A 24,067-nucleotide genomic window follows, 5' to 3' on the forward strand; every position below is an offset into this window, starting at 1 on the left:
TGCTTTGATGAGGGGCTTGCTTTCTTCCCTAAACCCGCCCCTGCGGGCGGGTTAACAAGGAGCCCGCTCAGCCCAATTTCGCGAGGAACAGCCGGATCATCTTCACGCTTTCTTCCGCGATGCCGGCGATCAGGATCTCGCCCTTTTCCGCCGTTGCGGGGCGCGGGTCGCCAAACACGCCCGATCGATTGAAGCTGTCGAGGCCGATCGGCTCGGTGCCGAAACCGGCCGGAAACACCGGATATTCCGGCGCAGCCTTCTCCATCCGCACCAGGTCCGGCGCCAGCGCCAGCATCATCGAGGTCTCGACCTCGTCGGCGTGATAGAAGGTCGGCGCGGCGGGCTCGCTGTCGCAGATCTCGCCCGCGATCCGCTCCATGCCCGGATAATCGAGATGCATGACCGGGAAGCCGATCTCGGCCTTCAGCATGCGGGCGGCGAGCGCGATCGGCTCACGATTGCCGAAATGGCCGTTGACGATGATCAGCGCCTTGAAGCCCGAACGGGCCAAACCCCGTCCGAGATCGAGGAAGATGGCGCGCATCGTATCGGGCGAGAGCGAGAGCGTGCCGGCGAAGCCCTCATTGTTCCAGGCGTCGCCATAGGCGATCGGGGGGAGCAGCAGGCCGTCGATCGCACCCGCGATCCGCCGCGCCACGCCCTGCGACATCACCGTATCGGTGGAGAGCGGCAGATGCGCGCCGTGCTGCTCCTGCGCGCCGACCGCGAGCACGGCAACGGCACCCTTTTCGATCGCGGACTTCACTTCGGGCGAGGTGGCGGCGTGGAGGTCGAGCATGTCAGTCATCCTTTCCCGATCGCCCGCGCCGGAACGGCACGCCCAACGCCGCCGGAGCGCTGTTGCGCCCGACAAAGCCGGCGAGGACGATGATCGTAAGCACATAGGGCAGCATCAGCAGGAACTGGAACGGCACGCCGGTCGGCAGGATCTGCGCCCGCAATTGCAGTGCATCCGCCGCCCCGAACAGGAGGGCGGCGAGCAGCACGCCGATCGCGTGGCGGCGCCCGAGGATCAGGATGGCGAGCGCAATATAACCGCGCCCCGCCGTCATATTGTCGAGGAAGACGCCCGTCGCCGAAAGCGACAGGAACGCGCCGCCGAGCCCGGCGAGGCCGCCGGAAAGGCCGATCGCGACATAGCGGATATGCTGGACATCGACGCCGAGCGTCTCGGCCGCCTGCGGATGCTCGCCGACCGCGCGGACATTGAGCCCGAAGCGCGTCTTTGCCATCACGAACCATGTGACGAGGATCAGCCCGAGACCGAGATAGGCGAGCGCATCCTGCCGGAAGAGCAACGGCCCGATGACCGGAATATCGACGAGCGGGCCGAGATCGAGCGGCGTGAAGGAATCGATGCGAGGCCTGTCCGTCCCGGCGCCGAATGCCATCCGGTAGAAGAAGGAGGTGACACCGACCGCGAGCAGGTTCATGGCGATACCGACCACCACCTGGTTGGCGCCGAGCGTGATCGTATAGAAGCCGAGGATCAGGCCGAACACCATGCCGGCGAGCACGGCGATGATCACGCCGATCCAGAGCTGCCCGGTCCAGAACGTCGCGACGAAGCCGACAAAGGCGCCGACCAGCATCATGCCCTCGAGGCCGATATTGAGCACGCCGGAACGCTCGGCAAAGAGCCCGCCCAGGGCCGCCAGCATGATCGGGATGGCGAGCCGCATCGAGGCGGAGAGGAAACCGACAAAGGTCGGATCTGTCAGGAAGGTCAAGGCGCGGCCTCCCCGCTCGGGATGGTCCGCTCGGTCGCGCCGCTCTCCTCGCAACGGTACGAAACCCGCCCCGTTTCCGTCATCCCGGGCGAAGCGAAGCGAAGACCCGGGACCCATTCAGCCGAAGCCGCTGTCGTCGTAATCACCAGCAATTGCGGCTGGATGGGTCCCCGCTTTCGCGGGGATGACGGCCTGTGAATTGGGACGGGCTGGTGTGCTGTTCTGTAACGAACCGAGAGAAACGCATTCATCACCGCCCTCCCCCAAAACGCCGGCCGAACCAGTCGCGGATCAGCGGCAAGGCGGCGCGGCCGATCAGGAACAGCACCACGAGGCCCTGGATGACTGTCGTGAGCGTGCTCGGCACGCCGGCCGCCGATTCCATCGTCGAGGCGCCGATCTGCAGGGCCGCGAACAGGAAGGCCGCGGCGAGCACGCCGAAGGGATTGGTCTGGCCGAGCAGCGCCACGATGATCGCCGTATAGCCAAAGCCCGGCGAGAGGTTCTCGATCATGCGCCGCTGCACACCGGCGACCTCGGCAAAGCCTGCCAGGCCCGCCAGCGCGCCGCAGACCAGGAAGCCGAACAGGATCGTGCCGCGCACATTCATGCCGGCATTTTCCGCCGCGCGCGGGTTGAGCCCAACGACGCGTAGCCGGAAGCCATTGGTGCGCTTCCAGAGGAAGAGATGCGCCAGCACCACCGCGACCAGCACGATCAGTATGCCGGCATGAAGCCGCGTGCCGCCGAGCAGCACCGGCAGGCGCGCATCCGCCGTCAGCCGGGCGGTCTGCGCCAGCGCGCCGTTCGGGTCCTTGAGCGGGCCGTGCAGCAGGAAGGAGACGAGATGGATCGCCACATAATTCAGCATGATCGTGGTGATCAGCTCGTCGGAACGGAAGCGGAGCTTGAGCCAGGCGGCGAGGCCCGACCAGAGCGCTCCGGCGGCCATCGCGGCAAGCGCCATGGCCGGGAGCAGGACCAAGGCGGGCAGACCCGCACCGGCGACGCCGACCGCGCCCGCCGCCGTGCCGCCGAGGAAGAGCTGGCCTTCGGCGCCGACATTGAACACGCCGGCGCGAAAGGCGAGCGCGATGCCGAGGCCGCAAAGCGCGAGCGGCACCGTGCGCACGAGTGTCTCGGCAAGGCCGTTCTTCGTGCCGAGCGCGGCCTCGAACAAGGCGCCATAGGCGGTGAGCGGATTGACACCAACGGCAGCGATCAGCACCGCGCCGACGAGGAAGGCGGCGATGACCGCCGCGATGCTGCCGGAGAGCGCCGGCGGCAGGCGGAAGCGCGGCGCGCGCGTGAGTTCGGTCGTGCTCATGCCGCGCGCCCCGCCATCATCAGGCCGAGCCTTTCGACGGTCACATCGGCGCGGGCGAGTTCGCCGACAATGCCGCCCTTGAACATCACGACGATCCGGTCGGATAGCGCCAGGATCTCGTCGAGCTCGGTCGAGACGAGCAGGACGCCAGCACCGGCGGCACGGCGGGCGAGCAACTGGCGATGGACGAAAGCGGTGGCGCCGACATCGAGCCCACGCGCCGGCTGGACCGCGACGAGCAGGCTCGGATCGCGCGACAGCGCGCGGCCGAGCACCACCTTCTGCTGGTTGCCGCCGGACAGCGTGCCGACAGGCTGATCCGGCCCGCTGGCGCGGACGTCGAAATCGCGGATGATCGCGGCCGTCAGCCCGTCGATGGCCTGCCGGTCGATCCAGCCGCCCTTTGAAAACGGTGCATCGCCGATCCGCTCCAGTACGGCGTTGTCGCGGATCGACATGGGCTCGACCAACGCCGTGCGGTGCCGGTCCTCCGGAATATGGGCGAGGCCGAGCGCGATGCGGCGCGCGACATTCGCCCGTGTCACATCCTCGCCCTCGATCGCGATCGTTCCGCTCTCGGCGGACCGCAGACCGACGATCGCCTCGGCCAGTTCCTGCTGACCGTTGCCATCGACGCCCGCCACACCGACGATCTCGCCCGCCTTCACGACGAGGTTGACACGATCGACGCGGACGGGGCCGCGCGGATTACGGCAGATCAGATCGGTGACGGACAGGATGGGGTCACGCTCAGCCCAAACCTCCCCCTTGAGGGGACCGTTTGCAGCTTCAGCGATGAGAACATCCTCCAGCTTCGGCAGGTTGATCTCGGCGCCGACCATCATGCGCGCCAGCCCACGGGCGTCGGTTTCGGCCGTCACGGCAGTTGCCACAACCTTGCCGAGGCGCAGCACCGTAACCTTCGATGTCAGCGCCATGACCTCGTTCAGCTTGTGGCTGATGAAGATGATCGCGGTTCCCTGCGCCGCGAGCGAACGCAAGATGCGAAAGAGGCCCTCGGCCTCCTGCGGCGTCAGCACGGCGGTCGGCTCGTCGAGGATCAGGATACGGGCGCCGCGATAGAGCGCCTTCAGGATCTCCACGCGCTGCTGCCCGGCGATCGAGAGATCGGCGATGCGCGCATTCGGATCGATATCGAGGCCGTAGGTCTTCGCCAGCTCGCGGATCTTTGCCGCGGCGGTTTTCAGGTCGGGGATGAAACGGCCCGTCGAAGCGAGGCCGAGGCAGACATTCTCGGCGACGGTCAATGTCGGCACGAGCATGAAATGCTGATGCACCATGCCGATGCCAAGCCGCATCGCCTCATGGGCGGAACCGATCGGCTCGATCTTGCCGTCGATGCGGATTTCGCCCGCAGCCGGCACGAGCAGGCCGGCGAGGACCCGCATCAGCGTCGACTTGCCTGCGCCATTCTCGCCCAGCAGGGCATGGATTTCCCCGGCCGCCACGGCGAGATCAACCGCGTCATTGGCGACGAAGCTGCCAAAGGTGACGCGAATGCCGCGCATGTCGAGAAGGGGGATCGAAGAACTATTCATCGATATTGTGATCGACCACTCCGCCGTCACGGCCGGGCTTGTCCCAGGCATCCACGACTTGCCTCCACCGGCAGCGACCGGCCCAGCAACCAAACAAGACGTGGATGGCCGGGACAAGCCCGGCCATGACGGCTGTGGTTTCCGAGGCGGCTCTTCGCCTATTCCGCGTTGGTCGTATCGAGCGGCACGACAAACGCGCCCGACTTGATCGCCTCGAACTTCGCCTCAACCGCCTTCAGCACCTCCGGCGGCACGCCGGCGTCGAGGCCATGGAAATCGGCGAGCTTCACCGAGCCCTCCGGAATGCCGTAGGACCAGTTCTCGCTCTTCCAGCTCTTGTCCTCGACGGCCTTGCCGACAGCGGTCACGAGCGGACCGAGATCCCAGGTCACGCTGGTCAGCACGACCTTGGGGCCGAGGTGGTTCTGGTCGGTCATGGCACCGAGCGCGAAGACGTTCTTGGCGATGGCCGCGTCGATGACGCCGACGCCCTGCGCCGAGAGAACGTCGGCGCCCTGCTCGACCTGCGCGATCGCGGCCTCCTTGGCCTTGGGCGGATCGAACCAGGAGCCGATGAAGGTGTGCAGCACTCTGGCGTCCGGCACCATTTCCTTGGCGCCCGCCTCATAGGCGTGGAGGTTCGCCAGCATGTTCGGTGCCGGCATGCCGCCGACCCAGCCGATCGTCTTGGTCTTGGAAGCACCCGCGCCGAGCATGCCGGCGAGATAGGCGCCCTGATAATCCGGGTTGGAATAGGTGCCGAGATTGGGTGCCAGTTCCTTGGCCGTGCCAGCCATGAAAGTCGTGTCGGGGAAGTCCTCGGCGACGTTGAGCGCCGCATCGCCATAGGAGAAGGAATGGGCGAAGATCAGCCCATAACCGCGCGAGGCATAGTCGCGCAGGATGCGCTCGGCGTCGGCGTCGGAGATATTCTCCGAATAGGCGACTTCGACACCCAGCGCCTTGGCGGCGGCCTGCAGGCCATTATAGCCGACCGAGTTCCAATCATTGTCGCTGATCGGCCCCGGCAGAACCATCGCGATCTTGAGGCCCTCGGCCTCGGCCATGGCAGTTCCGCCCAGCGCCAGAGGCACGGCCAAGGCCGCAATCCGCAAACCCTGCTTCAGTCTCTTCAACATGATCGTCCTCGCTTCCCTGCAAGCTCGTCCTCACCAACTGATCTAGTTGAAGCACAAATTTTAGCCAGCCTAAATAGGCAGCTGTCCACGGCGCGATGTGCGGATCAAGGGTCGAGCGCTGTGCGCACTACCACACCACCGGATGGGTCTCGCCGGTCGAGACATTCACGAAGCCCTCCGGCGCCAGCGGCGACGGCGCCACCAGCACCCAGCGCCAGGGCGCGCAGGTGAGCGTCGCAAAGGACAGCCGCTCCGGGAATCCCGGCCACCAGCGCGGCGAGAAGGTCGGCTCGTACATCCAGTCGATCCCGGCCGCCTCGGCATAGAGCGCCTGCATCTCGGCATCGAGTTGGTGCGCCGGCCGCGCCGTCATCAGCCCGCCGACCTCATAGAGCACGCGCGCCACAACCTTGCCGCCCGAGACCAGAGCCCAGCCGCCCTGCTGCTCGGCGAGCGCATTCGCCACCAGCGCCATGGCCTCGTCCGACGAGCCGCAGACCCAGATATTGTGCTTGTCATGGCCGAGCGTGCTGCCGACCGCCGTGTCGGGCGTGCGCGGTCCCGTGCCGAGCCAGAACATCTTCGACACCTTCGCCTCGCCCGAGAAGCGATCGACGATCGAGAATTTCGTCACATTGCGGGCGGTATCGCGCTGGACGGCACCGTCCGCGACCGGCAAATCCATGGTGATGAAATTGTCGTCCCAATGGAACGGCCGCAACAGGGCCGCCTTGGCGGTGGGCGTGTCGCCCGGCGCGGCAATGCGGAAATCCTCCGCCGTGACGGTCCGCTGGATGTTGACCGTTCTGGTGGCCCAGTCCGGCCATGCGATCTGCGGCAGTTCGCCGATGAAGGCGCCCGCCTCGGCCGCCGGCCTGCCATCGGCCCAGACCTTGGCGATCGACAAGGTCGAGACATCGTCGAGCAGCACGATATCGGCGAAACGGCCCGGCGCGATCGAGCCGACCCAGGGCGTCAGCCGCATGTGCCGCGCCGGATTGATCGTCACGCACTGGATCGCGATCTCGGGCGCGAGGCCGTTCTCGATCGCGAGGCGCATATTGTAGTCGGTCGCGCCGAGCTTCAGCGTGTCCGTCGCGCTGCGATCATCGGTCACGAAGGCGATCTGCGACCAGTCGGTCAGGCCCTTGGCGATCAGGCCCTTGACCAGGTCGGGCAGCGAATGCGGGCGCAACTCGACGAAGAGGCCATGCGTCAGCTTCTGCCAAACCTCGTCGAGGAACCAGCCCTCATGATCCGAGGCCATGCCGGCGGCGGCGAAGGCGTTGATGGTGGAGAGGTCACGCAGGCCCGCCGCGTGGCCTTCGACCACGCCGCGCTTCTCGAAGGTGGCTCGGATCATGCCCCAGAGCCGGTCATAGGATGGGTTGTCCGGGTTCCATACTGACGGCCAGTCCATGACCTCATCGAGGCCGGCGACCATCAGGCTCTCGGCCATGAATTGCTTCTGCTCGTCATAGCCGAAATGGCCGCCGCCCCATTCATAGGCGGTGGGCGGCACGGCTGAGCCCGGCAGCGGGAAGATCTTCATCGGCGAGCCGCGACGGCGCGCCTCGAGCCAGAATTCGAGGTTTTTCGGCCCGTTCACATTGGAGAATTCGTGGCTCGCCTCGCAGACCCACGTCACGCCATGCGGCATGACCAGCGCGGCCTCGTATTCCGGCGTCAGATGCGAGCTCTCAATATGCTTGTGCGCCTCGCCGAAGCCCGGCACGGCAGCGAGATCCGGCTCGTGCACGCGCGTTCCCGCCTCACCGGTCCAAGACCCGGCCGGCCCGACATAGGCAATGCGCCGGCCCTTGATGACGATCTCCTGATCATCGAGCCATGTGCGCGAATGAACATCGAGCAGCCGCCCAACGCGCAGCACCCGGTCGGCAGGACGTTTTCCCAGCGCCGTCAGCGTCAGGTCCTGGCGGATCGCGATCTCGCCGGCGGAATCGATCAGGAGGTCGGAAGGGAGAAGCTGGTTCACGGCAGTCAGTCCATTCGCTATTCGCCCCACAACGCTCCGTCATCCCCGCGAAAGCGGGGAGCCATTCAGCCGCGAGATGGGGTGGCTGTATGGATCCCGGGTCTTCGCCCGGGATGACGGCAGTGGGCGCGTCTATCGGAGCAAGGGGTAGAAGTTGGCGGCGGGGCTGTAAAGCGCGAAGCTTCCTGTTCCCTCCCCACAAGGGGCGGGGAAGGAAGGAAGCTTCAGAAAATCCCCAATGTCCGTTGCAGGGCGTTGGAAAAATGCGCCTGCAGCGCGGTCTCGGCTGCGTCGGCGTCGCGGCGCTTGCAGGCATCCAGCAGGGCGAGATGCTCGCGCAGCGTGCGGAGCACGATCGGCGCCGTCAGCGTGCGGTCGAGGCGGATCAGCTGCAGATAATTGTGGACGCGGCGATAGGTCGATTCGATCAGCGGATTGCCGAGCGACGCAATGATCTCGAAATGCAGCACGGCGTCGATCGCGACGACCTCGCGCGCGACCTCGGCCGTGAAGCCGCCGTGCTCCAGCGCGGCGATCGCGCGATCATGGCGCGCGATCAGGCTCTCGATCAGGGCCGGCTCGCTCAATTCGGCGAAGACGCGCACCGCCGGCCGCTCGAGAATTCCGCGAAACTGATAGGTGTTCCGTGCGAATTCGAAATCCGCCTTCATGAAGCGGATGCCGGAACGTGGATGGATCGTGAGCAGGCCCTCGGTCTGCAAGACCCGCAGCGCGTCGCGCAGCGGCGCCACCGGAACGCCCACCAGCTTCACCAGATCGTTCTGCGAGACGAAGGCGCCGGCCGGTAGCGTGCGGCCGAACAGGCCTTCGAGAATCCGCTGATAGGCGACCTCGCTCAACGAGAGCGTCGCGCCATCCGTTTCCCGGTCCATCGTCTCCACGGTCTCGACGCTCCTTGCCGACCCATCTTGCGGTATCGTCCAATCTGATCTATCAGATCGCTTCTGTGGCATATCAATACTCAACATTGATCGATTAGGCGACTCATAGCATGCGCATCGTGGATTTTCGAATTGTCCGTTTCCAGTTCGCCCGCGATCGGGCGATCGGCGACAGCCAGGTCCGCATCGCGCACGCACATGTCGCGACGCTGGAACTGATCACCGATACCGGGCTGGTCGGCCTCGGCTTCGTGCCGTCTCTGTTCAATGCGCTGCCTTCGCTCGCCGAAATCGAGCGCATCTTCCGCGCCGAGATCTGGCCGGGCATCGAGGGCGAGGAGCCGGCCGCGCTGGTGCACAAGGTGCGTCGTCCCCGCGGCGGCAACATTCGCGGCGCCTCGCTCCCCTTCGGCGAAGGCCTCGACCAGGCGCTCTGGGACCTCGCGGCCAAGCAGTTGAACCTGCCGCTCTGGAAGCTGCTCGGCGGCACCAAGCCGCGCGTGAAGGCCTATGCGAGCGGGCTCGATTTCCATCTCTCCGACGATGATTTCTGCGCGCTGTTCGATCACGCCGCCTCGATCGGCTACACCGCCTTCAAGATCAAGGTCGGCCATCCCGATCTCGAGCGCGACCTGCACCGCCTCGACCTGCTGGTGAAGACGGTCGGCAAGCCGCAGGCGATCATGATCGATGCCAATGAGGGTTGGTCGCCGCAGCAGACCGTCCGCAACATGAACATCATCAACAAGGCCGGCTTCGACATTCTCTGGATCGAGGATCCTTGCCTTCGCTACGATTTCGAAGGCTTGAAGATGATCCGCCAGGGCTGCCCGTTCACGCTGGTGAACTCGGGCGAGTATTTCGACGCCCATGGCAAGCGCCGCCTGATCGAGGCCCATGGCACGGACATGATCAACGTGCATGGCTATGTCAGCGAAGTGATGCGCATCGGCTGGCTCGCGGCCGAGCACGGCATTCCCGTCAGCCTCGGCAATTCCTTCCTGGAGATCGGCGTCAACATGGCGATCGCGCTCCCCGAGGTCGAATGGCTCGAATATTCCTTCCAGAATTTCGATCATCTGATCGAGACGCCGTTCGAGATCCGCGATGGCTGGATCTACGCCCATGACCGGATCGGCCACGGCCTGACGCTTTCGGAGACCGCGCGCCAGGATTGGGCCGTGCCGGAGGTGATGGCCGACGAGGATCTGCCGGCCGCCCCCGTCAATACACGGCTGCCGCACTGACGCTTCGCGCGCGAACATTGCTTCGCCTGACGATGCACAGAGGATTTCTGCCCGCCGCCGCTCTCGCCGGCATCGGGTTCGAGGAGAGGTTTCGCGAGGGAGGAGAAGACATGAAAGCGACGAACAGGACCCTGCGCGCCGGCACGATGCTCGCCGCGGCCTTCACATTGGCGATCGGCTTTGCCGGCACCGCCAGTGCCGATACGACCCTCACCGTCTGGGACTGGAAGAACGGCGATCCGGTGACGGCCGATTACTACGCGGCCGTGAAGAAGGATTTCGAGGCCGCCCATCCCGGCGTGACGGTCAAATACGTCATGCAGCCGCATGACCAGTATTATACGCTGCTCGGCACGGCGATCTCGTCCGGCCAGGGCCCGGACGTCGTGCTGCTGCATGGCGGCTCGCAGGCCAAGGAGCGCGTCAGCGCGCTGACCAAGCTCGACGACAAGGTTGCCGACATCAAGGGCACCGTCGCCGGCTGGGACGAATTCACCGGCGCCGATGGCGGCCTCTATGCCGTGCCGATCTCGATCCAGGGCTTTGCCGTCTATTACAACAAGGACCTCTTCGCCAAGGCCGGCCTCGACCCGGAGAAGACGCCGAAGAGCTGGGCCGACCTTTCCGCCACCGCCGAGGCGCTGAAGAAGGCGGGCGTCGCCCCCTTCGCGCTCGGCAACAAGGAAGGCTTCGGCGCCGATTTCTTCCTCTCCGCCGTCGCCGCCAATGGCTGGACCAAGGCGCAGCAGGACGCATGGACCAAGGGCGACCTCAAATGGTCGAGCCCCGAGGTCAAGGCGATCGTGCAGGCCTGGGTCGATACCAAGGGCGCGGGCTGGTATGCGGACGGCGCCAATTCGACCGCCAAGTTCATGGACGAATATGAGAGCTTCGAGCGCGGCGAGAACGCGCAGACGATCGGCCTCATCTCCGACGTCGCCCATTGGAAGGAGTTCGACGAATTCCTGGGCGCGGACAAGGTCGGCGTCTACGTCATGCCGCCGATCGCCGGCGGTGATGGCTCGCTCAAGCTGCCGCTCGCCGGGGGCATCGGCTATGGCGTGACCAAGTTCTCGCCGAACCAGGACCTTGCCGCCGACCTCGTGAAGAGCTTCGCCGACACCGACCACATGAAGATCTTCTTCGAGACGGCCGGCGCCATTCCCGCCAACACCAAGGTCGACACCTCCGACACCAAGAGCCCCTCGGCCAAGGTGATTCTCGCCTGGCTGTCGGACGGCGTGCCGCTCGCCCACAACAACATGTCGACGGCTGAAGTCGAGGAATGGCATCGCCAGAGCCAGCTTCTCTTCACCGGCGAGACCACGGTCGACAAGGCCGTCGCCCGGCTGGACGACGTCCAGGCCCAGTCGAAGAAGAAGTAAGGCGGGGCTGGCTTTCTCACCCTCTCCCGCTTGCGGGGGAGGGCAAGGAAGCGGGAGCAACCTCCCGGCCAGCAACGCGCTTTTGAAGCAAGACCGCCGCCTTTCGGCGTCGGCCCCCCTCTCCTACTCTCCCCCACAAGGGGGGAGAGGGTCGCGCGGCGTCTTCCCGACCGCCGGCGCCCAGACAAAGGCCCCGCGGATGACATCGACCATGATCGCCAAGGAAACCGAGAGCCGCCAGCCTACCGCGGGCAGGCGGTCGATCTTCGGCAACAATGCCCACCGCCTCGCCTATCTCTTCGTGCTGCCGGCGCTGGTGCTCGTGATCCTGTTCCGCATCGTGCCGCTGATCTGGGGCCTCGGCTATTCCTTCACCGACTATAACGGCATGTCGACGCCGACCTTTGTCGGCGTGCAGAACTATGTCGCCATCGCGCATGATCCGGTCTTCCTCGACAGCCTGATCAACATGCTGATCCTGCTCGCGACTTTGCCGATCTGGATCGGCCTGCCATTGGTGCTGGCGATCCTGATCCATCAGGGCGTGCCGGGCGGAAAGCTCTTCCGCGCCGTCTATTTCTTCCCCGCCGTGCTCTCCTCGGTCATTGTCGGCGCGATCTTCAACATGCTGCTGCGCTATGACGGCTCGTTCAATGCGGCGCTGAAGGCGATGGGCTTCTCCGCCATCGACTGGCTCGGCAATTCCAATACCGCCCTCTTCAGCCTGATCGCCGTGCAGCTCTGGGCGACCTTCGGCATGAGCCTGCTGATCTTCCTCGCGGGCCTCTCGACGGTTCCCTCCGACATGCTCGAGGCGGCCAAGCTCGACGGCGCCAAGCTGATGCAGACCTGGTGGTACATCGTTATCCCGTCGATCCGCCCGATCATCGAATTCGCCGCCGTCGTCACGACCATCGGCATGCTGACCTCGATGTTCGGCCTGATCTACGTCCTGACCGCCGGCGGCCCCGGCACGGCAACCACACTGCCGGAATTCCTGATCTGGCTCGAGCAGGGCAAGATGAACCGTCCGGGCTATGCCAGCGCGATCTCGATGGTGCTGTTCCTGATGATGGGCGGCCTCGCCTGGATCCAGATCCGCATCATGTCCAAGAACGCCGATCTCTGAGAGGACCTCCATGGCCGCCGTCGAACGCAAGCAGAAGCGCGTCCTCTGGGCGATCTCCATCCCGATGGCGATCCTCGCGCTTTCGGCTGTCTATCCGATCTTCTTCACGATCAATGCGGCTCTGAAGACGCGCAAGGGCTTCGTGCTCGACCGTTTCGGCCTCGCGACCGACCCGACCTTCGCCAATTTCAGCCAGGCCTGGAACCAGTCGCGCCTCTCCGAATATTTCACCAACTCGGTGGTGGTGACGATTGGCGCGGTGCTCCTGCTGCTCCTCGTCTCCTCGCTCGCCGGCTATGCGCTGGCGATCCTGCGCTTTCGCGGATCGAAGCTGATCTTCACGATCATCCTCGTCTCGCTGATGATCCCGGTTCAGGTGGTGCTGGTGCCGTTCTACCGCACCATGATCGCGCTCGACCTGATCAATTCGCGCGCCGGGCTGATCATCGCCTATACCGCCTTCTTCCTGCCGTTCAGCGTCTACCTGATGACCGCCTTCTATGCGCGGCTGCCGCGCGAACTGTTCGAGGCGGCCCAGATCGACGGCGCCGGGCTGGTGCAGGTCTGGTGGCACATCATGCTGCCGATGGGAAAGCCGGCGTTGATCACGCTCGGTATATTGAACACGCTCTATTGCTGGAACGACTTGCTGATCTCGCTGCTGGTGCTGCAGGACCAGCGCACGCTGATGGTGGGGATCGCGGCGCTGCGCGGCGAATACACCACCAACGTGCCGCTGCTCGCCGCCGGCATCTGCCTCGCGGCCGCGCCGATCGTCATCATCTACATGATCTTCCAACGCCAGATCGTCAGCGGCATCGCCGTCGGTGCGGTAAAGGGGTAAAAAACGATGCAGCGCATGGGCATGGTCATCCGCGTGAAGCCTGAGGCGATCGCCGAATACAAGCGGCTGCATGCCACCGGCTCGGCCGAGGTCAACGCGCTTCTCGCCGGCTGCGGCGTGAAGAACTACTCGATCTATCTGCGCGAGCCGGAAAACCTGCTCTTCGGTTATTGGGAATATCACGGCGCCGACTGGCCCGCCGACGCGAAGCGCCTCGACGGCGAACCCGCCATCAAGGCCTGGCTGGCCCTGACCGACGCCTGCCAGGAGCCCCTGGCTTCGGCCAAGCCGGGCGAATGGTGGTCGATGATGGAAGAAGTGTTCCACACAGATTGAGGATAGCCGGGCAAACCCTGCCCAACTGACTCAGGCCTCGTCCTTGCGTCGCCAGAGGCCTGCGCCGCCTTCGAGGCCGGCTTCATTGGAGGCGATTGTCACGTTTGCAGGCAGGTTGAGGTCTACATGCTTGGCGTTGCCGCCGCCGAGATAGAGCCGGTCATAGTGGAGAAGCGTGTAGAGGATGCCGACGACCTTCGACACACGCTCGTTCCAGTGCTTCTTGCCCTTCTCCTCCAGCGCGGCATTGCCGATATATTCGTCATAGGTCTTGTCCTCATGCACGGGATGATGGGCAAGCTCCATATGCGGCATGAGATCGCCTTCGCGAAACAGGGCCGTGCCCGCGCCGGTGCCGAGTGTCAGGACCATCTCCAGACCCTTGCCGGACACGACGGCCATTCCCTGCATTTCCGCGTCGTTGATCAGCTTCGCCGGCTGGCCGCCCAGTTGCCTGGAAAGCGCAGCGGTCAGTCCGAACCCCTCCCAGTCCTTCGTGCCGAGATTGGGCGCCGTCAGCACGACCCCGTCGCGGACGACACCGGGAAAGCCGATCGAGATGCGGTCGAAGGCCGGCAAGCCCGAGACCATCTGCCCGATCATCGCGACGAGCGTTTCCGGCGGACAGGGGTGCGGTGTCGAAAGACGGACACGCTCGCTCAGCATCGCGCCTTTCGCATCAATGATCGCGACCTTGAGGCCGGTACCGCCGACATCGACCGCCAATATGCCCGTCACCTTGGTCTCCTCTCCGTTCAAGACTGTCTGTGGCGCTTCGCCGCGAACCGCGATCAGGTGCGCCGGCCCGATGGATGCCGGCTATCGACCGTCACTTCGAAATCCTCGCCTTCCCAGGTGCCGCTTTCGGGCCAGTAGATGGTGAAGCGGATGCGGCTACCGCGCGGCAATCTCTTCGTTGGCAGGTCAATGAGATGGATGTCGAGGCTGTTCGTGGTCGTAGGATCGTCATGCGTGGTCGCCCAGTCATCCCGTGACCAATGGATCACCCCGGGCGCCGGCAGCTCGATCCGCAGCAGTTTGCCATGCGGCACGGTGCGGATCTTCTGCGAGAACCGCCAGGTCCGAACGGGTGACGTCACCTTGTCGCGCTGATAGCGCTGCACCGTCTGCGGCGGCATGTCGAATACACGGCCGTCGCGCAGCGAGCGCAGCAGCTTGATATGCTCCGAATGCGCCCAGACCAGCGGCATGGCGCTTCCAGACGGGTGCCCATGGAACAGCTCGCGCTCGGGAATGTCCGCGCTGTCCCAGACCTGCTCGGGCAGCAGGCCACCCGAACTCGCCGATCCCTCCAGCGTCGAAAGAAGCTGCTCCGCGATCTCGGGATGGCCGGCGGCCAGTTCGTAATGCGCGCGCTCGCCCGCCAGCAGCGGCCAGGGCCGACCAATGCCGGTGCCGTCGAAGGGCGAACCGTCCTCGTGCTCGCCATAGCCGTCGCCATTGTAGCGATACCAGATCGGACCCTGCGGCAGTTCCGCCTTGAGCGTCGCATCGATCGCCCGGACCGTATCGAGGATGCGCGGATCGTCCGGCGCGCGGAGTCCGAAGCGGACCAGGGCCAGCGCATCGGGGCTGATCAGCATCGACGCGATCTGGCTCATATCGCTCGGCGGACGATTCTTGACCGGCACGAACCCGTCGAGTGGCGATGCCGCATCCGCGGTATCGGCCGTGGAGATCCGAACATAATAGCTCTCTATGCCGAGGCGTTCGGCGAGTTCGGTCCCCGAGGCGAGGGTCCAGTATTCGATATCGTCGTTCCAGCTATCGGCCGTCTCGCGAAGATAGAGCGCGGCATCCGTGCGTCCCGCGATCTCGAGGAGGTCGGCCGCAGCCAGGAGCCCGGCGATCTCCACGGCCAGCGTGAAGGGCGAATAACCGGCATCCTCTTCCCAGCGGTCCTGCGCCGTGACGGGGCCATTGCGCGCCACATAACGCGCGGCGCGCTCGACCATCGTCATGTAGCGACCGAGCTCCGCCTTGGCGATCACGCCGTGGCGGTAGAGCATGTCGGCCAGCAGCAGCGGAAAGGCGCATTCGTCCATCTGGACCCCGCCCCAATAGGGCGTGCCGTCGAGCCAGAGGTTTTGCGACCAGTGGCCGTCAGCCTCCTGGATCGACATCAGATAGGAGAGAACCGCCTTCGCATCCTCTTCGGCGCCTGCCGCCAGAAAGCCGCCGGCAGTCTCGACCAGGTCGCGCGGCCAGACGAGGTGATACCCGCCCAGATCCTCGTCGCCCTTGCTGAAGCCCCAGGGAATCGAGAGGCTCGCGATCGCCGCTCCCGGAAAGGAAGCCGGCTGGTGGGTTGCGAGCACCGCCGTGCTGATGCGGTAGCTGTTGAGGTTCGAGGCGCCCGCGGGCCTGTCGAGCGGCAGCAATTGCTTCTGCCACGCGCGCCAGCCTTCAGCGTAGTGCTTTCTGGCCGTGCTGAAGCCATCCTCCAGGCTGGAACGAGCCCGATATCCGGCTTCCTCGGGGCGAATGCCGAAACCGAGTGCGATCAAGGCGTTGCCATCGTCGGCCATCAGGTCGATCTCGCCGACCATGGCGACATTGCCGTTTTCGGCGCGCTGATAGGCCTCGTTGAGCCGGCCATCCTGTGTCAGCTGCTGCCAGCCGTCCGAGACACCGACGAAACCGACAGAGCGCGCCAGCCATGGCACGGATGACGCCACCGCCAACGCACCGGCGCGCTGGCCGGCCGCGAACAGCATCGGCGCGCCCTTGTAGTCACCGACCCAGGCGGTGTTGTTGGCGCCGGCATTGACGAGATGCGGCGCAAGCAGGGCGAAGAGGCGATAGTCCGAGAGCTTGCCTTCGAGCGGCTCGAAGGTCAGGCGCTGCAGCAGCGCCTCGCGCGAGGGATCGGTGAGGATCTCCTTCTGGATGCGATAGCGGCCATCATGGGCGGTGTTCAGAAGACGGAAGGCCGGGACGCCCTCCTCGACCATGGCGACGAGATGCGCGGCATCCCGCTTCTCCTCGGAGAAATAGCCATCGGGGCCGGTGACGATGAGGCCGAAGTCGCGGGTGCAGGCCGTATCGACGCGAGGATAATAGATCTCGTTCAATATGCCGTGGCTGATCGTGAACCAGATCCGGCTCGCGGCCGAATTGGCGGTTCCGACTCCGCTCTTGGCGCTCGACGTCCAGCGAGCCGGCAGTCCAGGCGCGCCCGGCGGCACGATCGCATGAGAATCCATCTTCCCCCCTCGCTTTTTTTCCGCGGAGAGCCGCCTTCGTCGTAAATCCGCGCACTGATCGATGGATGCTCCCCACCGGCGCGCGACCACGAAAGAGGGCCACCACATTTCGTTTCGCCATCTTAAGGACTTCTCAGCACGGCGCGCGTCAATAAGAGGTTACATCGTGGCAGATTCAAACGCGAAAGAGGGCTGACGGAATGAGTGTGTTTCCAGGAAAGTCGACCTTGCCCAAGGATGCGACTCCGGCCCCGCCCTCGACGCTCTTCATCTTTGGCGGCTCGGGCGACCTGACGAAGCGCCTCGTCATGCCCGCGCTCTATAATCTCGCCCGCGACCATGCGCTCGATCCGGATTTCCGCATCGTCGGCATCGATCTGGTCGAACACGACGACGCCAACTACCGGACCTATCTGACGGAGACCGTGCGCGGCCTCGTTTCGGCCGTGGGCGGCGCGCTCGACGAAGACGTTTGGGATTGGATGATGCAGCGCACCAGCTACATCGTCGGCAATTTCGATGATGCGTCCACCTATGAGAAGATCGGCGCCGCCATCGCCGGGGCAGACAAAGACAATGTCGCCAAGGGCGCGGTCTTCTATCTCGCTGTCGCTCCGCGCTTTTTCGGCTCGATCGCCGAGAAGCTCAGCGCAGCCGGTCTCATGAGCGAGACGGACGGGGCGTTTCGGCGCATCGTGGTCGAGAAGCCATTTGGCATGGACCTGCCCTCGGCGCGTGCGCTCAATGCACGCCTGCTGGCGGCTGCCGCTGAACACCAGATATTCCGCATCGACCATTTCCTCGGCAAGGAGACCGTCCAGAACGTCATGGCGCTGCGCTTCGGCAACGGCATCTTCGAGCCGGTCTGGAACCGCAACTTCATCGACCATGTGCAGATCACCGCTGCCGAGACCGTGACGGTCGAGAAGCGCGGCCACTTCTATGACGCGACCGGCGCGCTGCGCGACATGGTGCCGAACCATATGTTCCAACTCCTCGCCATGATCGCGATGGAGCCGCCGAACTCGTTCGATGCGGATGCGATCCGCACCGAAAAGGCCAAGGTGATCCAGGCGATACGGCCATTGAGCCGGGCCGAGGCGGCCGCATCGTCCGTCCGCGCGCAATATGTGGCCGGAACGATCGCCGGCGAACCGATCCAGGATTACCGCGAGGAGGCCGACGTCGCGCGCGACAGCACGACCGAGACCTATGTCGCGCTCCGCCTGCAGGTCGAGAACTGGCGCTGGTCGGGCGTGCCGTTCTATATCCGCACCGGCAAGGCCATGACTGTCCGCCGGACGGAGATCGCGGTCCAGTTCAAGAGCGCGCCGCACACGCTCTTCCAGGACACGCCGACCGGCAAGCTGCTGCCCAATGTGCTGGTGATCCGCGTCCAGCCCGACGAGGGCATTTCCCTGCGGCTCGCGGCGAAGGTTCCCGGCCGCAATGTCCGCCTCGCCGAGGTCGACATGGACTTCCACTATGCCGACTACTTCAAGACCGAACCCTCGACCGGCTATGAGACGCTGATCTATGACTGCCTGACCGGCGACGCGACGCTGTTCCAGCGTGCCGACAATATCGAGGCCGGCTGGGCCGCCGTGGAGCCGATCCTCGATCTCTGGGCATCGACGCCGGCGCGCGTCGACTATTATCGCGCCGGATCGAGTGGCCCCAACGCCGCCGACGATCTGATCGAACGCGACGGCTTCAAATGGCTGCCGCTCGACGAGCCACGGCCCAAATAGGGCCCGCGTCAGTTCCTGAGAACGACACAGCTGCCGCCTGCCTTCTGCAGGCGATTGCAGAGCTCGGTCGCCTGGCGGATCGTCTCGGCCGGCAGGCGCACGCGATAGAAGGCGCGCCGGCCGCGCCCGGCCATCCGCGTACCGATGATCAATGTCGGTTTGCCCTCCAGGATCGCAGGATAGCGCCGTACGACGCGTTCATAGGAAGCGATGGCGCGGGACTTAGAGAAATTGCCCGCCAGTTGCACGCCATAGCGAGCGTAAGGCCCTTCATAGAGGCTCGGCGAGAATTTGCGGATTGCGGCGACCGTCATCGTGCAGCTGGCCGGTGGCGTCGTCGCCTTCTCGTTCTTCAGCCCGTCCGGAGAGAGCCAGTCATAGACGCTTCGACCGGTGATGAAGGCGACATAATCCTCGGTCTCGATCGGCAGGAACCCACCCTTGCCGATCCAGTTGGCAACGCGCGTCGGTCCGGCATTGTAGGCTGCAGCGGCGAGGCCGAGATTGCCGAAGCGTTCCTCGAGCGCCTTCAGATAGGCAGCCGAGGCGGGAATCGCCTCTTCCGGATCAAAGGGGTCCGTCAGGCCCCGGTCGGTGGCTGTCCCCGGCATGAATTGCGCGATGCCCTGCGCGCCGGCACCGCTCGTGACATGCGGCCGGAAGCTGCTCTCGCGCCAGATCAGCCGCGTGAAGTAGTCCGCCGGCAGCGCATTGGCCAGGGCGGCGGCCTCGATCAGCCTGCAAACGGTCTGCTCCAACGTCTCCGCCGGCCGCCGCTCCTCATCGGCAGCACTGGCGCTCAGAGCTGAAAACGGCAGAGCCAGCAGGCCAAGAATGGCGAAGAGCAGGCGGGCAGTCATTCCTCGGTCCCGATATTGATCGGAGCCCAAGCTAACGCCATTCGCGACAACAGCCGAGCCCGTCCTGCGGCAACTCCTGTCGCGAGCCACCACCGAGACGATCTACGTCGTCGCGCCCCAGCGGACGGTGCAATCGAGGCGCAGCAAGGGAGGCGGCTCTTCGCCGGCCTCCGCCAGATCGACAAGCTGGATGGCTGCATCGATGAAACGTGCCTGATCGACGCACAAGGTGGTCAGGTCGTTGCTCTCCCAGGAGGCCATGGCGATGCCGTCATGGCCGACAATGCCGAGATCTTCCGGAACACGCTTGTTCAGGACGCCACGCGCCGCATCGCGAGCGCCGATCGCCATGACATCATTGCCGCAGATGAGCGCGTCGATCCTGGATCGGTGCAGCAGCGGCACGGCTTCCTTGAAACCCGATTCATAGGAATAGTCGCCATGGGCTTCCGCCTCGAAAGCGAGCCCATGGCGCGCGAGGGCCTCGGCGAACCAGACCTGGCGCTGCTTGTCGATCCAGCTCGAGGCACGGCCGGACAGATAGGCGAAGTGTCGCCTTCCGTCGGCCACCATGCGGGCGATGATCTCCTCGGCACCGACCGAACCATCAATGCGGATCTGCGAGACGGCCGCGTTGTCGAGCGGCTCATAGGAGAGGATGATCGGCCGCGTCATGCGGAAGATCTCGACCGCGTCCTGCATCGAGATCGCATCGGAGAAGACGATGACGTGATCGACCTGATAGGTCGAGGCGAGACGCATCAGCTTCAGCCGGTCCTCGAAACCGCCACAGCAGAGCATGATCGGCAGCAGCCCTCGCTCCTGCAGCCTGTGCACGAGCAGTTGCATCTGCTCGGCCTCGCAGGGATTGCCGATCGCATTCACCACGACCGCCACGAGCCGCGAGCGCTGGTTGTTCAGCGATCGCGCTATGGCATTCGGCTGGTAGTCATATTGGCGCGCGATCGAAAGCACACGGTCGCGCGTGGCGCTGCCGATGCGCGAGTCCGGCGAGAAGGCCCGCGAGATCGTCGCGGACGAGACGCCCGCGAGCTTGGCCAGTTCCTTCGACGTGATCCGCTTCTTGTTCATCGCACTCCGGACTGCGGCTCAATGCGCGCGGCCTCGATCAGGATCGAATCGCCATCCTGAGCCGCCGATGCTTTTATCCCGTCCCAAAGCTGAGCGAAACGCAGGCCGTTTTCCACGGTCGACGAATTCTCGAGCTCCCCGGCGCGAATGGCGAGGAACGTCTTCATGGGATTGTCGAGCGTCTCGGCCGTCTCGCGGATCGCTGACACCCCCGGCATGCTGATCTCACGCCAGCCGCCCCAGGCGTCGATGCGAATGATCGCCTCCGAGAAGAACAGCGTCATGTAGGACGCGCAACCGGGCGGACCTTCACCCGCAGCGGTGAACGTGCAGAGCGCGCCGCTCTTCAGCCGGGCGGAGACGGCGCAGGTGATGTCCACCGGCTTGCCACGATTGTTCATATAAGCCGAGACGCGCTCGAAATCGGAATCGGCGAGCAGGCAGATGGTGTTCATCATGTGCGCGCCGGTGTCGAACATGAAGCCGCCGCCGGAAATCTCCGGCTGCTGCTTCCAGTGCCCGTTATAGCTCTCCTTCCAGCCCTCGAAGATCGTGGCGCCGACATTGACGAGCGCGCCGAACTCGCCCGCGCGCGCCCGGCGCTGCGTATCGAGCACCAGCGGCGACAACCCGCCCTGGAAGGCGATGACGACGGTCGCGCCGCTCTTGCGCTGCGCGGCGACCAATTGCTCCGCCTCCGGCACGGTCGTCACCATCGGCTTCTCGAGCAGGAGATCGAGACCGGCTTCAACGACCGCGATCGCCTGCTCGGCGTGGAAAGCGTGCGGCGTGGAAACATAGACCGCGTCCATCTCGTCGCGGCAGGCCGCGAGCATGTCGCGGAAATCGTCGAACTCCCGCGGCTCGGGCTTGCCGGCGGCGGTGCAGATGTCCGCCAGGCGGCGGCGCGACTGCACGCCGACATCAGCGGAAGCGACGAACGCCACCTCGGGCATCTTGACCCAGCTCCGCGCGTAGTCGGCTGCCTTCAGGCCGGCGCCAATGACGCCGAGCCGCAGTGGATTGGGCATCGCTATTCCCCTCAATGCTGAAATTGTGCAAACGGTTACACAATCACTTCGGGCCATGCAATATGGAATTTATCTTATAAATTCAGTCTATTGCATCGCAGCATATCGAAATTTCGATGAGGGGATTGCCGAGCGAGGAAACACGTGTACAGTTTGCGGCGCAGTTGCTGGAGGGCGGCTGCGTGAGATTGAGGGAGGACATAATGAGGAAGGCGCTCTTGGCGGGCCTATGGGCCGCCGGGCTGAGCATGGCTGTCACCGCCGCTCATGCCGAAACCATCCGCATCGCCAATCATGGCCAGGCGGGTATCGACGCGATGAAGTCGACCGTCGCGGAAATCGAGAAGAAATACGGTGTCACGGTCGAGGTCGTCGAATATCCGGCGCCCGACAAGGACTACGTCACCAAGCTCCTGACGGAGCTCGCGGCCGGCAATGGACCGGACATCTTCTCGGTGCCGAGCGCGAGCTATGTCGCCGACATGGTGGCCGCTGGCTATCTCGCCCCGATCGGCAAGGAACTGAAGGCCTGGGACGGCTACAACCAGCTCTATGACGTCGCCAAGGAACTGGCTGTCAGCCCCGATGGCGAGACCTATGTGCTGCCGTCCATGCTGGGCATCAACCAGATCTATTTCCGCCGCGACGTGATGGACAAGGCCGGCATTTCGACCGAGCAGCCCAAGACCTGGGCTGACCTCATCGACCGCGCCAAGGAGATCAGGGCCAAGACCGGCCAGTACGGTCTGCTGTTCCCGGCCGGTGTCGCCTGGGGCGGCGGAGCGTTCGAGGAAGGCTTCCAGCATCTTCTCGTCGGCTCGAAGACGCCGCAACTCGCCACCGCCGATGGCAAGCTCAACCTGACCGGCGAAGGCATCAAGGACGTGTTCGGCGTCTACAAGGAGTTGATCGACAACGACCTGATGCCGATCCAGCCGCTGCTCGGGCCGGAGCCGTGGGTGATCCCCAAATATGAGATGTTCCCGGCCGGCAAGCTCGTCGCCACGACCTGCGGTTCCTGGTGCTACATCTTCGACTGGGGCCGCGAGAGCAAGAACCCGATCCCGAACGTCGAGAAGGTCGTCGGCACCTGGACGATCCCCGGCCAGACCAGCGGCCAATATGTGCTCGCAGGCCTCGCCGCGCCGTGGGCGGTCAATTCCAAGGCCGCCAATGTCGAACTCGCCAAGAAGGCACTGCTGGAGATCGGCTCAGTCCCGACGGAAGTCTCCTATGCCGCGCTGATCGGCAATATCCCGGCTCGCAAGGACGCCGCCGCCGATCCCGACTTCCAGAAGCTGACCGAACTCGTGCCGATCCATGCGGCCGCCGAGAACGGCGTCTATCTGAAGCAGGCGGCGGGCTTCTCCGCCGTCTCGGAAGGCGTGGCGCGTGCCACGGAGGCGCTGCTCCGCAAGGAGACCGACGCCGCCGGCGCGCAGAAGATCCTTGTCGACTACGTCAAGGAAGTGCTCGGCGACGACGCGGTTCAATAGAGCCTCCCGCCGCGTTCGGCGCCTGAAGGGAGGAGCGGCTCTCCCCGCTCCTCCCCCTTTTCAAGCCTCATTCAAAGAACATGCGACAGCGGACAAGTCCGATGCCCTGGATCCAACTGAGCTACGAGAGACGCGTCGCCTGGCAGCTGCGCCTGATCCTGCTGCCATCCGTGCTGCTTCTCCTGGCATTCGTGATCTATCCCGCCGTCTATTCCATCTATCTCAGCCTCACCAACGAGGCGCTGACGGGTGCTGCCGCGCTCAAGCCGCGCTTCGTCGGCACGCGCAACTATGCTCGCCTCTTCAGCGACGCCAAATTCTGGAACTCGCTGCTGGTGACGCTGATCTTCGTGATCGGTTCGGCCGTGATTGGCCAGTTCGTGCTCGGCCTCGTCTCGGCCGTGCTGCTGCGCCGGCCGCTGCGCTGGAAGCCGATCTTCAATTCGATCATCCTGCTGCCGAACGCCGTGCCCGAAGTGGTCGCCGGCTTCATGTGGATCTCGATGCTCGCCGGCGGCGAGCGGGCAACGCTCTCGCGCATTGTCGCCTTCTTCGGCATTCCGGCCGCGGATTGGCTGCAGACCTTCCCGTTGACGATGATCATCATCGTCAACACCTGGCGCGGCATCGCCACCGCCATGATCCTGCTGACCGCAGGCCTCAGCGCCATTTCCGAGGAGATTTACGAGGCCGCGCGGATGGACGGGGCGACGCCGCGGCAGATGTTCACCCGCATCACGCTGCCGCTGATCGCGCCGACGATCTTCCTCTACATGCTGGTTTCGACCGTCTCGACGATCGCGATCTTCGGCTTCGTCTATGCGCTGACGCGTGGCGGCCCGGGCGGCGCGACCGAACTGATCTCGATCTACATCTACAACCAGTCCTTCACCGCCTTCCAGCTCGGCTATGGCTCGGCGGTGGCCGTGGTGGCGCTCGCCTTCTCGCTGCTGATCGGCGTCGTCTATGTCCGCGCGCTCAAGGTGGAGGTCTGA

The 24,067-nt window shown here is 64.9% G+C and carries 20 protein-coding genes; 8 read left to right on the forward strand and 12 right to left on the reverse strand.

Annotation, left to right across the window (positions count from 1 at the left end):
• Positions 1-67: 67 nt before the first annotated feature.
• From QO014_RS18890 to QO014_RS18920, 7 genes are all read right to left on the reverse strand, one after another.
• On the reverse strand, positions 68-799 hold the full coding sequence (locus QO014_RS18890) for a creatininase family protein (RefSeq protein WP_266350295.1): 732 nt from the start codon (positions 797-799) through the stop codon (positions 68-70).
• 1 nt (position 800) lies between these two features.
• On the reverse strand, positions 801-1,751 hold the full coding sequence (locus tag QO014_RS18895; protein ID WP_266350296.1) for an ABC transporter permease: 951 nt from the start codon (positions 1,749-1,751) through the stop codon (positions 801-803).
• A 250-nt stretch (positions 1,752-2,001) separates the two neighbouring features.
• A complete protein-coding gene (locus tag QO014_RS18900) occupies positions 2,002-3,078 on the reverse strand; it encodes an ABC transporter permease (RefSeq protein ID WP_266350297.1) in 1,077 nt (358 codons plus the stop codon).
• Entirely contained in the window at positions 3,075-4,637 is a 1,563-nt protein-coding gene (locus QO014_RS18905) for an ABC transporter ATP-binding protein (RefSeq protein ID WP_266350298.1), read from the reverse strand. The genes QO014_RS18900 and QO014_RS18905 overlap by 4 nt, the downstream gene beginning before the upstream one ends.
• A 158-nt stretch (positions 4,638-4,795) precedes the next feature.
• On the reverse strand, positions 4,796-5,776 hold the full coding sequence (locus tag QO014_RS18910; RefSeq protein WP_266350299.1) for a BMP family protein: 981 nt from the start codon (positions 5,774-5,776) through the stop codon (positions 4,796-4,798).
• 127 nt (positions 5,777-5,903) lie between these two features.
• Positions 5,904-7,772 carry an adenine deaminase gene (locus QO014_RS18915; RefSeq protein WP_266350300.1) on the reverse strand — a complete coding sequence of 623 codons (1,869 nt, stop codon included), beginning with the start codon at positions 7,770-7,772 and terminating at the stop codon, positions 5,904-5,906.
• A gap of 224 nt (positions 7,773-7,996) precedes the next feature.
• Positions 7,997-8,665, reverse strand: coding sequence for a GntR family transcriptional regulator (locus tag QO014_RS18920; protein ID WP_266350410.1), 669 nt, complete (start codon positions 8,663-8,665; stop codon positions 7,997-7,999).
• A 119-nt stretch (positions 8,666-8,784) separates the two neighbouring features.
• Between QO014_RS18920 and QO014_RS18925 the strand changes: the two genes are divergently transcribed.
• From QO014_RS18925 to QO014_RS18945, 5 genes are all read left to right on the forward strand, one after another.
• Positions 8,785-9,921, forward strand: a complete 1,137-nt coding sequence (locus tag QO014_RS18925) for a mandelate racemase/muconate lactonizing enzyme family protein (protein WP_266350301.1) — start codon at positions 8,785-8,787, stop codon at positions 9,919-9,921.
• A gap of 110 nt (positions 9,922-10,031) precedes the next feature.
• On the forward strand, positions 10,032-11,306 hold the full coding sequence (locus tag QO014_RS18930; protein ID WP_266350302.1) for an ABC transporter substrate-binding protein: 1,275 nt from the start codon (positions 10,032-10,034) through the stop codon (positions 11,304-11,306).
• A gap of 199 nt (positions 11,307-11,505) precedes the next feature.
• Entirely contained in the window at positions 11,506-12,435 is a 930-nt protein-coding gene (locus tag QO014_RS18935; protein ID WP_266350303.1) for a carbohydrate ABC transporter permease, read from the forward strand.
• A gap of 10 nt (positions 12,436-12,445) precedes the next feature.
• The gene (locus tag QO014_RS18940; protein ID WP_266350304.1) at positions 12,446-13,279 is read left to right on the forward strand and encodes a carbohydrate ABC transporter permease; all 834 of its coding nucleotides are present in this window, start codon (positions 12,446-12,448) and stop codon (positions 13,277-13,279) included.
• Positions 13,280-13,285: 6 nt separating this feature from the next.
• Positions 13,286-13,615: an L-rhamnose mutarotase gene (locus tag QO014_RS18945; RefSeq protein ID WP_266350305.1), complete on the forward strand. Its 330-nt coding sequence runs from the start codon at positions 13,286-13,288 to the stop codon at positions 13,613-13,615.
• Between the two features lie 30 nt (positions 13,616-13,645).
• Here the strand turns inward: QO014_RS18945 and QO014_RS18950 are convergent, their stop codons facing one another.
• Complete coding sequence (locus QO014_RS18950) at positions 13,646-14,353, reverse strand: ROK family protein (RefSeq protein WP_266350306.1); 708 nt, start codon at positions 14,351-14,353, stop codon at positions 13,646-13,648.
• 53 nt (positions 14,354-14,406) lie between these two features.
• Positions 14,407-16,842, reverse strand: a complete 2,436-nt coding sequence (locus QO014_RS18955; protein ID WP_266350307.1) for a glucan 1,4-alpha-glucosidase — start codon at positions 16,840-16,842, stop codon at positions 14,407-14,409.
• A 200-nt stretch (positions 16,843-17,042) separates the two neighbouring features.
• On the opposite strand from QO014_RS18955, the gene zwf reads away from it, so the two are divergent.
• A complete protein-coding gene (gene zwf / locus QO014_RS18960) occupies positions 17,043-18,593 on the forward strand; it encodes a glucose-6-phosphate dehydrogenase (RefSeq protein ID WP_266350308.1) in 1,551 nt (516 codons plus the stop codon).
• An 8-nt stretch (positions 18,594-18,601) separates the two neighbouring features.
• Here the strand turns inward: zwf and QO014_RS18965 are convergent, their stop codons facing one another.
• The 3 genes from QO014_RS18965 to QO014_RS18975 form a co-directional block, all read right to left on the reverse strand.
• Positions 18,602-19,453 (reverse strand): lytic transglycosylase domain-containing protein, encoded by an 852-nt coding sequence (locus QO014_RS18965; protein ID WP_266350309.1) that lies wholly within the window; start codon positions 19,451-19,453, stop codon positions 18,602-18,604.
• Between the two features lie 102 nt (positions 19,454-19,555).
• Complete coding sequence (locus tag QO014_RS18970; RefSeq protein ID WP_266350310.1) at positions 19,556-20,545, reverse strand: LacI family DNA-binding transcriptional regulator; 990 nt, start codon at positions 20,543-20,545, stop codon at positions 19,556-19,558.
• Positions 20,542-21,576, reverse strand: coding sequence for a Gfo/Idh/MocA family protein (locus tag QO014_RS18975; RefSeq protein WP_266350311.1), 1,035 nt, complete (start codon positions 21,574-21,576; stop codon positions 20,542-20,544). The genes QO014_RS18970 and QO014_RS18975 overlap by 4 nt, the downstream gene beginning before the upstream one ends.
• 203 nt (positions 21,577-21,779) lie before the next feature.
• Between QO014_RS18975 and QO014_RS18980 the strand changes: the two genes are divergently transcribed.
• Both QO014_RS18980 and QO014_RS18985 read left to right on the forward strand, forming a co-directional pair.
• Complete coding sequence (locus tag QO014_RS18980; protein WP_266350312.1) at positions 21,780-23,072, forward strand: ABC transporter substrate-binding protein; 1,293 nt, start codon at positions 21,780-21,782, stop codon at positions 23,070-23,072.
• A 101-nt stretch (positions 23,073-23,173) separates the two neighbouring features.
• The gene (locus QO014_RS18985) at positions 23,174-24,067 is read left to right on the forward strand and encodes a carbohydrate ABC transporter permease (RefSeq protein WP_266350313.1); all 894 of its coding nucleotides are present in this window, start codon (positions 23,174-23,176) and stop codon (positions 24,065-24,067) included.

This window comes from Kaistia dalseonensis, assembly GCF_030814715.1.
Lineage (GTDB): Bacteria > Pseudomonadota > Alphaproteobacteria > Rhizobiales > Kaistiaceae > Kaistia > Kaistia dalseonensis.